Source organism: Nocardia anaemiae NBRC 100462 (genome assembly GCF_001612725.1).
In the GTDB taxonomy this organism is placed as follows: Bacteria; Actinomycetota; Actinomycetes; order Mycobacteriales; family Mycobacteriaceae; genus Nocardia; species Nocardia anaemiae.
In genome coordinates this window covers 8,825-27,147 of record NZ_BDAZ01000013.1, presented here as the reverse complement: position 1 = coordinate 27,147, position 18,323 = coordinate 8,825, and the positions used below count along the sequence as shown (strand labels likewise).

Below are 18,323 nucleotides of genomic sequence, written 5' to 3'. Positions count from 1 at the left end.
AAGCTTGGCGAGGCGAAATGCAGTGCGCACGAACCGGAATCGAGGTCGTAGCGGACGATCTGCTCGACGCTGAAGTTCGCGAGACCGGCATGGGTGACCACCACGCCCTTGGGCACACCGGTGGAGCCCGAGGTGTAGATGACATATGCCGGATGCGCCGGACGCAGCGTGCGGACCCGGTCGGCGTCGGTGATCGGACCGCCGTCGAATCCATCCAGGTCGAGCTCGTCGAGCACCAGCCAGCGCACCGAATCCGGCAGGCCGTCGCGGACCGCCGCGACCGTGAGGCCGACCGGCGAACCGGAATCGGTGACCATATGCGCGATGCGCTCAGCCGGATAGTTCGGGTCGACGGGCACGAATGCCGCACCCGTCTTCGCGACGGCCCAGGCGGCGAAGACCGAATCCGCGGACCGCGGCACGCCGACGGCGACCAGATCCTCGGCGCCGATGCCCTCGGCAATGAGCAAGCGCGCCAACCGGTTCGACCGCTCGTCGAGGTCACCATAGGACACACGTGTCCCCTGGAACACCACGGCGGTCGCCTTCGGATCCATCGCGGCGGCCTCGGCCAGCAGCTCGGGCAGGGTGCGCGCGGGCACCGCCGGTGCGCCGGTGCGGGCGATCAGATCGGCCCGCTCCCGCGCGTCCAGCACATCGATGGCACCGACCGTGACGGTCGGGTCGGTGGCAATGGCCTCCAGCACCCGCCGCCAACGCTGCGTGATCAGCTCGGCGGTCGACTCGTCGAACAGCTCGGTGGCGTAGGTGAGCGCCAAAGTCATTCCGGCCGAACCGGTTTCCGACAGCGTGAACTGCAGGTCGAAGCGGGCCACATTCTCGTCGAGGTCCAGCGCGGACACCGACAGACCCGGCAATTCGAGCGCGGTGCGCTCCAGATTCTGGAATGCCAGCATCACCTGGAACAGCGGGTTGCGCGCCTGCGAGCGTTCCGGCGCGAGCAGTTCCACCAGCCGCTCGAACGGCACGTCGGCATTGCCGAAGGCATCCAGGTCGTTCGAGCGCACCCGGTCCAGCAGCGCCGTGAACGGTTCCGACTGATCGATGCCGGTGCGCAGCACGAGGGTATTGACGAACATGCCGACCAGATCGTCGAGCGCCTGCTCACCGCGGCCCGCGATCGGCGAGCCGACGGCGATATCGTCGGTGCCCGACAGCCGGGCCAGCAACACCGTGAGCGCGCTGTGCATGACCATGAACAGCGACGCACCGCGTTGGCGCGCAATACCTTCCAGCGCCGCGATCAGTTCGGCGGGCAGTTCGGTCTGCACCGTCGCGCCGCGGTGCGAGGCGATCGCGGGGCGCGGCCGGTCGGTGGGCAGCGGCAGTTCGTCCGGAACACCGTCGAGTGCGCGCTGCCAGTGCGCCACCTGACGCGCCATCAGCGAATCCGGATCGTCCTCGCTGCCGAGGACCTCGCGCTGCCAGATGGCGAAGTCGGCGTACTGCACCGGCAGCGGCGACCAGCCGGGTGCCGCGTCCTGGGCACGCGCGGTGTAGGCCAGCATCACATCGCGGGTCAGCGGGCCGATGGAGAAGCCGTCGGCCGCGATGTGGTGTACCACGACGACAAGCACATGCTCGTCGGCACCGGCGGCGAAGAGCCGCGTCCGCAGCGGAACCTCTTCGGACACATCGAATCCGGTCATCACGAATTCGGTCACCACCGCGGTCAGCTCGGCCGGATCGACCGAGACCGGCTGCAGATCGAGCGCGATCGCGTCGGCGGGCACGATCACCTGGACCGGGGTGCCGCCGTGCTCCGGGTAGCGGGTGCGCAGCGATTCGTGCCTGCGCACCACATCCGCCACCGCCAACCGCAGCGCCTCGATATCGAGGGCACCGGTCAAGCGGATGGCGACCGGCAGGTTGTAGGCCGCTGATGCGGTGTCGTACTTGTTGAGGAACCACATGCGCTGCTGCGCGAACGACAGCGGCACCAGTTCATCGGCCTTGCGCGGACGGGCCACCAGCCGGGCGCGCGCGGCGCCATCGGCATGCGATTCCACCCGGGCCGCGAGCGCTTCCACGGTGGAGGCCTCGAACAGCGCTCGCACCGGCACGGTGGTGCCGAGCGCGGCGCCGATGCGGGATACCACCCTGGTCGCGATGAGCGAGTTGCCGCCGAGGTCGAAGAAGTCGTCGTCGACACCGACCCTGGGCAGGTCGAGCACATCGGCGAAAACCGCGGCGACGGTCTCCTGGACCGGAGTGACCGGGGCGCGGAAGGCCTTGGCCTGCACCGCGGGCGCTGGCAGCGCGCGACGGTCCAGCTTGCCGTTGACGGTCAGCGGAATCCACTCGAGCCGCACCAGCGCCGCGGGCACCATGTAGGACGGAAGTCGTTGCGCCGCACCGCTGCGCACCACGTCGAGGTCCGGGACCACCTCCGGTTCGGCGACCACATAGGCCACGATCCGCTGATCGCCCGGCTGATCCTCGCGCACGATGACCGCGGCCTGGGCAATGCCCGGCTGGGCCAGTATGGCGGATTCGATCTCGCCGAGTTCGATGCGGAAGCCGCGCACCTTGACCTGATCGTCGGCGCGACCGAGGTATTCGAGTTCGCCGAAGCGGTTCCAGCGCGCGAGGTCGCCGGAGCGGTACAGGCGGGTGCCCGCGGCATCCGCGTCGGCGAGCGGATTCGCGACGAAGCGGGTGGTGGTCAGGTCCGGGCGGCCGAGGTAGCCGCGGGCCAATTGTGGTCCGGCGACATACATTTCGCCCGCGACGCCGACCGGGACCGGTCGCAGCCGATTATCGAGGACGTACACGCGCAGACCAGCGATGGCGCGGCCGACCACACTGCCGGAGGCGGCGGCGATGGTCGCGGCGTCCAGCGCGCGGTAGGACACGTGCACCGTGGTCTCGGTGATGCCGTACATATTGACCAGCAGCGGGGCGGCGGAGCGCCGATCGGTGCCGTCACCGTGCCGGGCAACCCAATCCGAGAGCCGACGCAGTTCCAGGGCTTCACCGCCGAACACCACGTAGCGCAAGGCCAGCGGGTTGGCGTCCGGTGCGGCATTGCGGTCCGCCTCGGCCAGTTGGTAGAACGCGGACGGCGTCTGGTTGAGCACCGTGACCTGTTCCACCCGCAGCAGTTCCAGGAACTGTTCGGGCGAGCGCGAGGTGTAGTAGTCGACAACCACCAGGGTGCCGCCGAACAGCAGCGGGCCCCACAGCTCCCACACCGAGAAGTCGAAGGCATAGGAGTGGAACAGCGTCCACACATCGCGCGGGCCGAAGCCGAAGTCGCGATCGGTATTGGCGAACAGCCGCACCACATTCCGGTGCGCGACCGCGACGCCCTTCGGACGGCCGGTCGAACCGGAGGTGTAGATCACGTACGCGACATTGTCCGGAGTGAGCGCCGCGAGACGGTCGGCGTCGGTGATCGGCGCGTCGTCGGCGTCCTCGACATTTCCGGTCTCCACCGCGAATCCGTCGAGCACCACGGTCGGCAGCTCGTCGGGCACCGTTACCTGGACAGTGGAATCGAGGATCACGCTGGTCGGGCGCGAATCCGCGAGCACGTAGGCGATGCGGTCGGCCGGGTAGGTCGGATCGACCGGCACATAGCCCGCACCGGTCTTCACCACCGCGAGCAGCGCGACCACCAGATCGAGCGAGCGCGGCAGGATCACCGCGACCAGCGATTCGGGACCGGCGCCGTCGGCGATCAGCCTGCGCGCCAACACATTCGCGCGCCGATCCAGCTCGGCGTAGGTCAGCGATTCGATGCCGAATTTGGCCGCCGTATTGTCCGGATGTGCCGCCACTGCCTGCTCGAACAGGTCGACCAGCGTGGTACCGGGTGCGTTGAATCGCGCTGTGCGGTGTCGGATCGCGGCGCTCCCGGCGCCCTCCGTGGTTACCCGGGCTGCCGCCTCCGGGCCCAGGCTGTCGAATCCGGACGACACCCAGCGCTGCGACACATTGAGCCGCTCCGCCTCACCGAGCAGATCGATATCGCCGATGACGATGTCGGGATCCTCGACCACACTCTGCAGAATCCGCACCAGACGATCGGCGAACGACGCCACCGTCTCCGGATCGAACAGCTCGGTGGCGTAGTTCCACGACAGGCCGAGCGCACCGTCGGCGGTCTCGCCGACGGTCAGCTGCACATCGAATTTGGCTGTGCCGGGATCGAATTCGACCACCGACAGCTCGACACCCGGCAGCGCCACGGTGCCCATCTCCGCGGCCGAGGCGGCCTCGAATGTCAACGCCACCTGGAACAGCGGATGGTGCGCCTGGGAACGAGCCGGGCTGATCACGTCCACCAGCCGCTCGAACGGCACATCGGCATTGGCGAAGGCCGCGAGATCGGTGCGGCGCACCTGCGCAAGCAGATCGCTGAACTTGGCGCTCGGCTCGACCTCGTTGCGCAGCACCAGCGTATTGACGAACATGCCGACCAGATCGTCGAGCGCGCGTTCACCGCGGCCCGCGATCGGGGTGCCGATGGCGATATCGGTGCTGTTGGACAGCCGGGCCGCCCAGGCCGCCAGTGCCGCGTGCATGACCATGAACAGCGTGACCCCGCGGGCGCGGGCGAGTTCGGCCAGTGCGGCGTGCAATTCGGCATCGATCGAGAAGCCATGGGTGCCACCGGCATTGGAGGCGATCTCGGGCCGCGAGCGGTCGGCGGGCAGTTCGATCTGATCGGGCAGATCGGCCAGCTGCTCGGTCCAGTACGCGAGCTGCTGTGCCGCGATGGATTCCGGATCGTCCTCGCTGCCGAGCACCGCGCGCTGCCACAGCGCGTAATCGGCGTACTGGACATCCAGCGGCGCCCAGGCGGGCACCTCACCGCGGCTGCGCTCGGTGTAGGCCAGCACCACGTCACGCAGCAGCGGACGCAGCGAGAAACCGTCACCACTGATGTGATGCATGACCAGCACCGCGACATGGTTCTGGTCATCGATGCTGAGCAGATTCGCCCGGAACGGCACCTCGCTGGTCACATCGAAGTGCACACTCGCCAGCTCGACGATGCGCGCGGGCACCGCGCCGGGGGCGATCGCCTCGGTCGCCAGCTCGAAGCGCACCTCGTCGGTGTGCAGCACATGCTGGTAGCCGGTGCCTTCGACCTCGGGGTAGATGGTGCGCAGCGCCTCGTGCCTGGCCAGCACATCGCCGATGGCGGCGTTCAGCGCGACGATATCGACCTCGCCGGTGAGCCGGACGGCGACCGGGATGTTGTTGACCGCGGTGCGGTTGTCGAAGCGGTTGAGGAACCACATCCGCTGCTGGGCCAGCGAGAGCGGGACCAGTTCGGGGCGCGGCTGCGGGGTCAGCGGAGCGCGACCGCCCTCGCCGGCGGCCGATTCCACCAGCGCGGCCAGTGCCGCGACATTGGAGGCCTCGAACAGCGCGCGCACCGGGATGTGGGTGTCCAGCGCCGCGCCGAGTCGCGCCGCAACCTGGGTGGCGATCAGCGAGTTGCCGCCGAGTTCGAAGAAGTCGTCGTCCAGACCGACGCCGTGGCCGACGCCCTGCAGACCGAGCACTTCCGCGAAGGTGCCCGCGACGATCTCCTCCACCGGGGTGGTCGGCGCGCGGAAAACCTTGGCCGCGAACGTGGGTGCGGGCAGTGCCTTGCGGTCCAGCTTGCCGGAGGCGTTGAGCGGGAACTCGTCGAGCACCAGGTACGCCGTGGGCACCATGTAGGCGGGCAACTGCGCACCGAGGGTGTTCTTGACGGTCTCGATTTCGATGGCCCGGTCCGGATTCGCGACCAGGTAGGCGACCAGCTGATCGCCGGTCCGCTCATCGGAGTGCACCAGCACGACCGCCTGCGCCACCGCGTCCTGTGCGGTGAGCGCCGACTCGATCTCGCCGAGTTCGATGCGCAGACCGCGCAGCTTGACCTGGAAGTCGGTGCGGCCCAGGTACTCCAGTTCACCGCGCGGCGTCCACATGACGAGGTCACCGGTGCGGTACATGCGCTGGGCGTCGCCGAACGGGTTCGCGACGAAACGCTCGGTGGTCAGGTCCGGGCGGCCGACATAGCCGTGCGCCAACTGCGCGCCCGCCAGATACAGCTCACCCGGGACGCCAGCAGGCACCGGACGCAACCGCGAATCCAGCACATACACCTGGGTGTTGAACACCGGCGCACCGATCGGCACCGAGCTGATATCGGCATCGGTCACCTCGTGGAAGGTGACGTCGACCGCGGCCTCGGTCGGGCCGTACAGATTGTGCAGCCGCGCGCCGGTCAGCTGGCGCAGGCGCTGCGCGGCCACGGCGGGCAGCGCCTCACCGGAGGCGAAAACATTACGCAGACTGGTGCATTCGGCCGCTCGGTCCTCGGCGACGAATACCGAGAGCATGGACGGCACGAAGTGCACCGTGGTGACCCGCTCGTCGACGATCAGCCGCGCCATATAGGCCGGATCGCGGTGACCGTCCGGCTTGGCGACGACCAGGCGGGCACCGACCTGCAACGGCCAGAAGAACTCCCAGACCGACACGTCGAAGGTCGCCGGAGTCTTCTGCAGCACAACGTCTTCGGCGGACAGACCGTATTCGGCGTGCATCCACACCAGGCGGTTGACGATCGCGGCGTGCGAGACCGCGACACCCTTGGGCCGACCGGTCGAACCCGAGGTGAAGATCACGTAGGCGGTGTTGCCAGGACGCAGCGGCCGATGCCGATCCGCGTCGGTCAGCGGTTCATCCGAGAACTCCGACAGGTCGAGTTCATCGATGCGGACCTGGCGCGACACCGTGGTCTCCAGATCGGTGCCCGCGGTGAGCACGCAGACCGGCCGCGCGGTCTCCAGGATGTAATCGATGCGTTCGGCCGGATGATCCGGATCCAGCGGGACGTACGCGCCACCGGCGGCATTGATCGCGTACATGCCGACGACCAGTTCGATCGAGCGCCGCATGCCAAGGGCCACATAAGATTCCGGCCCGACGCCGTTCTGCTTGAGCCAGCGCGCCAAACGGTGCACCCGGGCGGCGAACTCGGCATAGGACAGAGTTGTCCCCTCGTAGCTCACCGCGTACGCGTCCGGCGTGCGCAGCACCTGCGCCTCGAACAGCGAAACCAACGTGGCGGCCGCATCGCCGACCGGTGAGGTCAGCGCCGCGTCCACCGGGAATTCGGTCTCGTTCCACCGGTCGAGCACCTGGGCCCGCTCGGCGTCGTCGAGCAGGTCGATATCGCCGACCACGATCGCCGGTGCCGCGGTGATACCGCGCAACACCCGAACGAACCGCTCGGCGAAAGCGCTCGCGAAGCGATCGTCGAAAAGGTCGGTGGCATAGACGAGTTCGGCGGCCATCTCCGATTCCGCGCCCTCGCTCAGCGTGAGCTGCAGGTCGACCTTGGCGGTCGGCGGATCGATACCGAGTTCGGAAACCGCGAGTCCGGGCAGTTCCAGCGAGGTGCGCCCGAGGTTCTGGAACGACAGCATCACTTGGAACAGCGGATGCCGCGCCTGCGAGCGGGCCGGGTTGAGCACCTCGACCAGCCGCTCGAACGGCACATCGGCGTGGGCGAAGGCCTGCAGATCGCGTTCGCGAACCTGGGCGAGCAGATCGGTGAACGCTTGGGTCGGATCGACCTGGGTGCGCAGCACCAAGGTGTTGACGAACATGCCGACTAGATCGTCGAGGACCTGCTCACCACGACCGGCCACCGGGATGCCGATGGCGATGTCATCCGAACCGCTCAACCGCGCGAGCAGGGTCGCGAATGCGCTGTGCACCACCATGAACAGCGTGGTGTTGTGCTCGTGCGCGACCCGGTTCAGCGCATCCACGAGCGCACCGGGCAGCTGGAATCGGTGCGTACGCGCCTGATACGACGCGACGACCGGCCGTGGCTTGGGCGACAGGCGCAGTTCCTCGGGCAGTCCGGCCAGGGTTTCGCGCCAGTAGCCGAGCTGTTCGGAGATCAGTGAGGTCGGATCGTCCTCGGAACCGAGCGTTTCGCGTTGCCACAGTGCGTAATCCACGTACTGCACCGCCAGCGGCGGCCACACCGGCGCGGATTCCGAACTGCGCGCGATATAGGCCGACATCAGATCGCGGACCAGTGGACGCATCGAGAAGCCGTCGGCCGCGATGTGATGCACGACGACCGCGAGCACGTGGTTCTGCGTGTTGTCGCGCCACTTCTTGCTGCTCAGCGGCGCACGCTCGACCTGGTAGAGCCGAATCCGCACCACGGATTCGGTGGTGATATCGAAACCGCGGCCGATGAATTCGTAAAGGGCACTGCCCAATTCGCTTTCCGCGACCGGGACGATCTCCAGCTCCGGAATCGCCTGCGCGGCAGGGAGCACCTGCTGGTAGGCGACGCCCTCATGGGACGGGTAGATCGTGCGCAGCGATTCGTGCCGGGTGATCACATCGGCGATGGCGCCGCGCAGCGCGGGCAGATCCAGATGCCCGTGCAGGCGCACCGCCGCCGGAATATTGTCGGCGGCCGAATCGGCGTCGAAGCGGTTGAGGAACCACATCCGCTGCTGGGCCAGCGACAGCGGCGGGTACTCCGGCCGCGGGCGCACGGTCAACGCCTGGCGGGCACCGGCCCCGGCGCTGGCCTCCACGCGCGCGGCGAGTGCGGCGACGGTCGGCGCCTCGAAGAGCAGCCGCACCGGAACCTGGGTATCCAGTGCCGCACCGAGTCGCGCCACCACCTGGGTGGCGACCAGCGAGTTGCCGCCGAGATCGAAGAAGTTGTCATCGATGCCGATGCGCTCGTGGCTGAGCACATCGCTGAAGATGTCGGCGACGATCTCTTCGATCGGGGTCGACGGTGCGCGGAACTCCTTGGCCTCGAAGACGGGTTCGGGCAGCGCGCGACGATCCAGTTTGCCGTTGGGGTTCAACGGCATGGCGTCGAGCACCACGATCGCGGCGGGAACCATGTAGGACGGCAGCTGCTCGGTCAGGTGCGCGCGCAGCTCGTCGAGGTCGACCGTGCCGCCATTGGCGGGTACCACATAGGCGACCAGCTGATCGCCGGTCCGCGCGTCCGCGCGCACCAGCGCGACCGCCTGCGCCACCGAATCATGTGCGGTGAGCGCGGTTTCGATCTCCCCCAGCTCGATGCGCAGACCGCGCAGCTTGACCTGGAAGTCGGTGCGGCCGAGGTACACGATCGCACCGTCGGCATTGCGAGTGACGAGGTCACCGGTCCGGTACATCCGGGATCCAGCGGCGCCGAACGGGTTGGCAACGAAGCGATCCGCGGTCAGATCGGCACGGCCGAAGTAGCCGCGCGCCAACTGCGCACCGGCCAGATACAGCTCACCCGCCACACCCGGCGCGACCGGATGCAGACGGGCATCGAGCACATACGCCTGGGCATTCCAGACCGGCAGACCGATCGGCACCGCGCCGACCAGCCCCTGTGCCACCGGAGCGTGCGTTGCGTGCACCGCGAATTCGGTCGGACCGTAGAGGTTGTAGAGCTCGGCGGAGCTGACCCTGCGAATCGCGGCGACGGTGTCACCGGTGAAGGCCTCACCGGCGACCAGCAATGCGCGCAACGAATCCAGCGCCGCACCACCGGCGGCATCCACACTGCCCGCGAAGACGGTCAGCATCGACGGCACGAACGAGGTCATCGTCACCCGCTCGGCCGCGATGACCTCCATGAGGTACTGCGGATCGCGATGACCATCCGGGCTCGCGACGACGATCCGGCCACCGGTGCTCAGCGGTCCGAACAGTTCCCACACCGAAACGTCGAACGTCGCCGGGGTCTTGAACAGCACAATGTCATCGGCACCGATGCCGTATTCACCGGTGATCCAACGGATCTGGTTGACGACGGCAGCGTGCGGCACCGCCACACCCTTCGGCCGCCCCGTCGAACCCGACGTGAAGATCACGTACGCGGTGTTCTCCGCCCGCAGCGGCGCAATCCGCTGCTCATCGGTAACCGGCGCATCCGAGTACTCGGAGAGATCGAGCTCATCGATGGAAAGCGTCGGCAGTCCGCCGCTTTCGAAGTTGTCCCGCGAGGTCGTCAGCACGCAGACCGGTGCCGCCGACTCGAGCACATAGCTGATTCGCTCGGTGGGCTGATCCAGGTCCAGCGGCACATAGCCGCCACCGGCCTCCTGCACCGCGTACGCAGCGATCACGAGGTCGACCGAACGCCGCAGACCAAGGGCGACAAGCTTTTCCGGGCCGACACCGGCATCGATCAACCGCCGCGCCAATCGGTGCACGCGCGCGCTGAACTCGGCATATGTCAGCGACGTTTCGGTCGCCGGATCCACGATCGCGATCGCATCCGGGGTGGCCGCGGCCTGCGCGGTAAACTCGCCAACCAGGGTGAGCCCGCCGCCCTGGCGAATACCGGAACGACGCGGGGTGCGGCCGGGCTGACGACGCGGCAGCAAATCGTGCCTGGTGTCGTTCCAGCCGACCACCGCGAGTGCGGTCTCCTCATCATCGAGCAGCTGGATATCGCCGACCGGCACGGTCGGATCGGCGATGATGGCCGCCAGGATCCGATCGAGGCGCCGCGCGAAGGCCGCCACTGTGTCCTCGTCGAAAAGATCGAGGGCATAGGAGATTTCGGCCGACATACCGGCGGCCTCGCCCGATTCCTGGGTCTCCTGCAGGGTCAGCTGCAGATCGAATTTGGCCAGCCGCGCGTCGTAATCGATGCCGTTGACCGAGAGTCCGGGCAGTTCGAGGTTGGCCTGCTTGACGTTCTGGAACGCCAGCATCACCTGGAACAGCGGATTGCGCGCCTGCGAGCGGGCCGGGTTGAGGATTTCGACCAGGCGCTCGAACGGCAGATCCGCGTGCGCGAACGCCTGCAGGTCGGTTTCGCGCGCCAGGGCGAGCAGATCCGCGAAACTCGCCGAGCCCGCGACATCGGTGCGCAATACCAGCGTATTGACGAACATGCCGATCAGGTCGTCCAGTGCGGCCTCACCACGACCGGCGGCCGGGGTGCCGATGGCGATATCGCTGGTACCACTGGCCCGCGCCAGCAGCACGGCGAGCGCGCTGTGCATAACCATGAACAGCGACGAATTGTGCTTGCGACCCAGATCTATCAGCGCGCGCTGGGTCTCGGCGGAGATCACGAACGCGTAGGTGCCGCCGCGGTAGGAGGCGATCGCCGGACGTGGGCGGTCCGACGGCAGCACCAATTCGTCGGGCAGATCGGCGAGTTGTTCGGTCCAGTACCGGATCTGGCTGGAGATCAGCGATTCCGGATCGTCCTCGGAGCCGAGCACCTCGCGCTGCCACAGCGCGTAGTCCGCGTATTGCACCGGCAGCGCCGCCCAGGCGGGCGACTCCCACGAGGTGCGTGCCGCGTACGCCACCATGACATCGCGCGCCAGCGGCCCCATCGACCAACCGTCGGCCGAAATGTGGTGCACCACCATGCCGAGTACGAACTCGGATTCGCTGATCTCGAAAAGCCGCGCGTGCAGCGGCACTTCGTCGGTGACATCGAAGGCCATGGAGGCCAGGTCGATCAGATGCTCGACCAGGGTCTCCTCGGTGACCCGGTACGGCGTCAGGTCGGGCACGATCTGCGCCGCGTCGAGCACGACCTGAACCGGACCGTTCTTGGTCTCCGGGAAGACGGTGCGCAGCGATTCGTGCCGGTCGATCACGTCGATGACCGCGACCTGCAGTGCGGCGACATCGAGATCGCCGGAGAGCCGGATGGCGACCGGAATGTTGTTGACCGCCGAGGCGGTATCGAAGCGGTTGAGGAACCACATGCGCTGCTGTGCGAGCGAGAGCGGCACCTCCTCGGGCCGTTCCCGGGCGACCAGCGCACTACGGGCCCCGGCACCGGCGTGCGATTCCACCCGAGCCGCCAGCGCGGCCACGGTGGAGGCCTCGAACACCATCCGCACCGGCACCCGGGTATCGAGTGCGTTGCCGATGCGCGAGGCGACCTGGGTGGCGATCAGCGAGTTGCCGCCGAGGTCGAAGAAGTCGTCGTCCACACCGACCCGGGGCAGGTCGAGCACCTCACCGAAGATCTGGGCGACGATCTCCTCGATGGGCGTGCTCGGCGCGCGGAAGGTGTGCACCTCGAAGACCGGCTTGGGCAGGGCACGTCGATCGAGCTTGCCGTTCGCATTGAGCGGCATGGCCTCGAGCGTCACGAATGCCGCGGGCACCATATAGGTGGGCACCATGGCGGCCAGATGCGTGCGCAGCACGGCATCGAATCCGGCCTCCGGCTCGGCCTCGGTCGGCACCACATAGGCGACCAACTGGTCGCCGAGGCGGCTGTCGGAACGGACCAGCGCGACCGCCTGCGCCACCGAAGGATGAGCGCGCAAGGCGGATTCGATTTCGCCGAGTTCGATCCGGACGCCGCGCAGTTTCACCTGGAAGTCGGTGCGACCGCTGTAGACGATCTGTCCGGCGGCATCGCGGGTCACCAGGTCGCCGGTGCGGTACATGCGAGAACCGCTGGGGCCGAAGGGGTTCGCGACGAAACGGTCGGCCGTCATATCCGGCCGGGTGAGATAGCCGCGCGCCAGCTGGGGACCCGACAGGTACAGCTCACCCGCGACACCCGGCGGCACCGGATGCAGCCGCGCGTCCAGGACGTAGGCCTGGGTGTTCCAGACCGGCGCACCGATCGGCACCGCGCCGCGCACCACCTCACCGACCACCGCATGGGTGGCGTTGACGGTGAATTCGGTTGGGCCGTAAAGGTTTATCAGGGTGATATCGGGGCGACCGAGCTTACGGAACGCCTCGACCGCCTCACCGGTGAATGCCTCACCGCCGACCAGCAGCATGCGCACCGAGGCCAGTGCCGCCGGGTCGACGGTTCCGGCGAATACGGTCAGCAGCGACGGCACGAACGAGGTCACGGTGACCTGTTCGGCGGCGATGACCTCGGTCAGATATTGGGTGTCGCGGTAGCCGTCGTGGGTGGCGATCACGGTCCGACCGCCGGTCAGCAAGGGCGCCAACGGCTCCCACACCGACGCGTCGAAGGTGGCCGGTGTCTTGTACAGCGCGACATCGTCGGCGCCGATCCCGAATTCGCTGATGAGCCAGCGCATCTGGTGCACCAGCGCGGCATGCGATACGCCGACGCCCTTCGGACGACCGGTAGAACCGGAGGTGAATATCGCGTACGCCAAATGCTCGGGGCGCAACGGCGAGATGCGCTCGGCATCGGTCACCGGGGCATCGGAGACCCCGGACAGATCGAGCTCGTCGACGACCAGCGACGCCAGCCCCTCCGGCGCGAACCGATCCCGCGACGTGGTCAGCACATAGGCCGGTGCCGCGGTATCGAGCACATGGGCGATGCGTTCGGCAGGCTGATCGAGATCGAGCGGCACATAGGTGCCACCGGCCTCGAGCACCGCGTGGATCGCGATCATCAGCTCGAGCGAGCGCCGCATACCGAGCGCGACCGGAACATCCGGACCGACGCCCGCCTGGATCAGCCAGCGCGCGAGGGCATGTACCCGAGACCCGAACTCCGCGTAGGTCAGCGACGCACCGACGGCCGGGGTGAAGCCGTCCACGGAGCGGTCGACCACGGCGATCGCATCCGGCGTCGCGGCCACCTGGCGGGTGAACAGGTCGCTCACCGTCCCGGCGGCCTCGATCTCGCGCGGCGCGCCGTGCCAGCCATCGCGTGCCAGCTCGAGCTCGCGCTCGTCGAGCAGATCGATATCGCCGACGATCGCCGTCGGATCCGCGGTGACCCCGCGCAGAATCCGCACCAGCCGATCGGCGAAGGACGACACCGTCGCCTCGTCGAACAGGTCGGTGGCGTAGGAGACGACAACCGAGACGCCCGCGGGCTCCCCCTGGTTGCCGCGCTGTTCGGTCAGTGTCCAGAGCAGATCGAATTTCGCGATGTGGACTTCGAGTTCGGCGGCCGACACCGACAGTCCGGGCAGCTCCAGCGTGCCGTGCGACATCTCCTGGAACGACAGCATCACCTGGAACAGCGGATGCCGCGCCTGCGACCTGGTCGGGTTGACCACCTCGACGAGACGTTCGAACGGAACGTCGCTGTATGCGAACGCCGCGAGGTCGACTTCCCTGGTGCGGCCGAGGAATTCGGTGAAGGACCGACCCGGATCGACCTCGGAGCGCAGCACCAGCGTATTGACGAACATGCCGATCAGGTCGTCGAGGGCCTGTTCGCCACGCCCGGCGATCGGGGTGCCGATGGCGATATCGGTGGTGCCGGACAGCCGGGCCAGCAGCAGTGCCAGCGCGGCGTGCAGCACCATGAACGGCGTCGCGCCCTCGGCGCGGGCCAGTGCGCTGAGCCGGGTGTGCAGTTCGGCATCGATATCGAAACCGAACTGCGCGCCGCGGAAGCTCTGCACCGGCGGACGCTGTCGGTCGGTGGGCAGATCGAGCTGATCCGGCAGTCCGGCCAGCGCGTCACGCCAGTAGGCGATCTCGCGGGCGGCCATGGACTCGGGATCGCTTTCGGCGCCGAGCAATTCGCGCTGCCACAGCGTGTAGTCGCGGTATTGCACCGGCAGGGGTGCCCAGGCGGGCGCTTCCCCGGCCGCGCGGGCCAGATAGGCGGTGGTGACGTCGCGCGCGAGCGGCCCGAACGAGAAGCCGTCCGCGGCGATGTGGTGCACGACGAAGGCGAGCGCGTACTCGGGCGTGTCATCGGAAGACGCGCCGATGATCTGGTACAGGCGTACCCGAATGGGCAGCTCGGTGGAGACATCGAACCCGGCCGAGGCGAATTCGGTGAGCACATCGACCAATTCGGCCGCGGGGAGCGGCTGCACCTCGACCCCGAGGTCGACCTCCTCGATCGGCAGCACCTGCTGATAGGCGCCGTCGCCCGAGTTGGGGAAGATGGTGCGCAGCGATTCCTGGCGGGTCAGCACATCGGTGAGCGCGGCCTGCATCGCGTCGAAATCGACGTGACCGCCCAACCGCACCACGAATGGCAGGTTGTAGGTCGGCACCGTGGAGTCGAATTGGTTGATGAACCACATCCGCTGCTGTGCCAGCGACAGCGGCACACGCTCGGGCAGCTGCTTGGCAACCAGTGCCGGACGCGGCTGCTCAGAAGGCGGGGTCGATTCGGCGCGTGCGGCCAGACCGGCCACGGTCGGGGTCTCGAACAGCGCGCGCACCCCGATGCGGGTGCCGAAGGCCGCGCCGATCCGCGCCACCACCTGGGTGGCGACCAGCGAGTTGCCGCCCAGATCGAAGAAGTTGTCATCGATGCCGATGCGTTCCTGGCTGAGCACATCGGCGAAGATCGCCGCGACGATCTGCTCGGCCGGGGTGCGCGGAGCGCGGAATTCGGCCGCGTCCGCACTGAATACCGGCTCCGGCAGGGCCTTTCGATCCAGCTTGCCGGAAGTGTTGAGCGGGAACGCGTCCAGCACCATGATCGCCGCGGGCACCATGTAGCTCGGCAGCTTCTCGGCGACGAACCGGGTGAGTTGCGCCGGTTCGATCGAGTATCCGGGGCCGGGCACGACGTAGGCGACCAACTGCTGACCGGTCGCGGTATCGACTACCAGCACCGCCGCCTGGCTGACCGCCGGATGCGCGAGCAGATCGGTCTCGATCTCACCGAGCTCGATGCGCTGACCGCGGAATTTCACCTGGAAGTCGGTGCGGCCGATGTATTCCAGAGTGCCCGCGACATTCCAGCGCACCAGGTCACCGGTGCGGTACATGCGCTCGCCATCGGTACCGAACGGGTTGGCCACGAACCGGTCCGAGGTCAGATCCGGACGACCGCGGTAACCACGCGCCAGCTGACGCCCACCTAGATACAGCTCGCCCGGTGCGCCGACGGCCGCCGGGCGTAGCCGCGAATCCAGCACATAGACCTGGACATTCCACTCCGGAATGCCGATCGGCACCGTGACGGTGTCGGCGGCGGTGGCCTCCCAGTAGGTGACCGAAACCGCGGCCTCGGTGGGGCCGTAGAGGTTGTGCAGTCCGGCCGAGGTGATCGCGCGGAAACCCGCGGCGGTCTCCGGCGGCAGCGCCTCACCGATCACGAAAACCGCACGCAGCGTGGCACATTGAGCTGCGGTGGCATGTGCGACGAAGACCGTCAGCATGGACGGCACGAAGTCGGTGACGGTGACGCCGTGCCCCTCGATCATCTCGGCGACATACAGCGGATCGCGGTGCCCGTCCGGAGTCGCGACAACAAGTTTCGCGCCGACCATCAGCGGCAGGAAGTAACCCCACAGCGAGACGTCGAAGGTGGTCGCGGTCTTCTGCAGGTACACATCGTCGGCGGTCAGGCGGTACTCGTCGAGCATCCACAGCTGCTGGTTGACGATCGCATGATGGGTTACCGCAACACCTTTCGGGCGTCCGGTCGAACCCGAGGTGTAGATCACGTAGGCGGTGTTGTCCGGACGCAGCGGTGCCAGCCGCTCCGAATCCGCCACTGGCGCATGGTCGTACGCCGATACGTCGAGGGTGTCGATTTCCACCCGGCGCACCGATTCCGGCAGCTCGAGTTCGTCACCGGAGACCGTCAACACACAGACCGGTGCCGCGGAGTCGAGGATGTAGGCGGTGCGATCGGCCGGATGATCCGGATCGATCGGCACATAGGCGCCACCGGCCTTGAGCACCGCGTGCATGCCGATGACGAGCTCGAGCGAACGCCGCATACCAAGTGCGACAAGGGATTCCGGGCCGACACCGTCGGCGATCAGGAACCTGGCCAGACGGTTCACCCGCGCGGCGAATTCCGCGTAGGTCAGCTGCGCGCCCTCGAAATCCAGCGCGATATTGTCCGGGGTCAGCTCGATCTGCGCATCCAGCAGAGCCGACAAAGTGGTTTCCGGGACGTCCTGTTCGGAGTCGTTCCACTCCGCGACGGTCAGCTCGCGCTCCGCCGCCGTGGTCAGCTCGAGCCCCCAGACCGGCGCATCCGCCTCGGCCCGCAGGAAGCGGTCGAAGAATTCGAGGAAGCGCTCGTGCTGACGCCGCGTCTCCGCCTCGGAGTACAGGTTCGGGTTCGTCTCGAAGTCGATGCGCGCGCGCGAACCGCCCTCGGACTGATAGAAGTTGACGCCGAGATCCTCGATGCTGCCGGTGGACAGCACCACCATGGTGCCGACCATCGAGCCCATGCTGATCTTGTCCTGGAACAGCATGATGTTGACCCAGGGCCCGAAGAACTCCCTGGTCACCACGCCGTCACCGGCCGCGTCGCGGCGGATGTCCTCGTGCCGGTAGCGCTGGTGCCGCAGCGCGCCGGTCACCTCGACCTGAACCTGCTTGAGCACATCGGCCACGGTGGTCTGGTGCCCGATCCGCAGCCGCAGCGGCACGATATTCGACGAGACACCGCCGGAGCGGCGCATCACGGCGGTGGTCCGCGCGGTCACCGGCAGGCTCAGGATCACGTCCTCGGAGCTGGTCCACTGCGCCAGATATCCGGCGAACGCGGCGAGCAGCAACCCGGCGGGCGACGAATCATGGCGCGCCACAGCCGCTTCGAGCACCGCGTTCTGCTCGTCCGTGAGCAGCACACTGCTGAGGGTGTTGATCGGCGCCGGACCCGCGGACCGGCCCGCCAGGCTGGTGCCGTCCTCGACACCGGCGACCCGCTCGGCCCAGTACTTCTTGTCCGACTGGAACCGGGAGCTCTCCCGGTAGGCCATCTCCTGCTCGAGGAGCGTGCGCAAGTGCGCGGCATTGGCCGGTGCGGGTTCAGTCCCGTTCAACAGGGCGGTGTACCACTCGGCCACCCTGGACAGGTTGGTCACCGCGCCGAAGCCGTCCAGCACGATGTGGTGCGCGCGCAGGTACAGGTACCAGTGGTGATCGCCGATCTGCAGGCCCGCGAAGCGCAGCAGTCGATCTTCGAGCAGGTTCAGTGGGGCGCTGTACTCGGCGCGCATCCACGCCATGGCGGCGGCCTCGGGATCGGCCTCACCGCGGAAGTCGACGTAGTAGACCTTGTCCCGGTCCGGAATCGTGTAATCGATCCACTGATACGGCTGGCCATCGATCTCGGTGATGCAGAGCATGCCGGAGCCACGCTCCTGCCCGGAGCTGATCAGCGCCTCGCGCAGCACCTCCAGATCGAGGTCGCCGTGCAGGTCGACGTACTGCGCGATGTTGATCGGCACCTGCGGGTCGACGTGCTGGGCGTACCAGATACCCAGCTGCGCCGGAGACAGCGGGAACGGCTCACTCGACTCCCTTGAAGCAGCGTGCGCCCGTTCGCCACCAGTTTCGCCGTTTCCGCCGAAATCCAGCCGGTCCAACCGTAACCTCGCTTCCGGAACACCACACGAGCGCTCCCCGATGAACACCGGGATGTGGACGCGCAC

1 protein-coding gene (cut by a window edge) is annotated in these 18,323 nt (G+C 67.7%); it reads right to left on the bottom strand.

Translation table 11 applies throughout. From position 1 onward, the window contains the following. Positions 1-18,323 carry part of the coding region annotated (locus NA5_RS09320) for a non-ribosomal peptide synthase/polyketide synthase (RefSeq protein WP_245672166.1) on the bottom strand (this coding region is incomplete at its 3' end). 14,677 nt of the annotated region lie to the left of the window's left edge, so 18,323 of the 33,000 annotated nt are shown.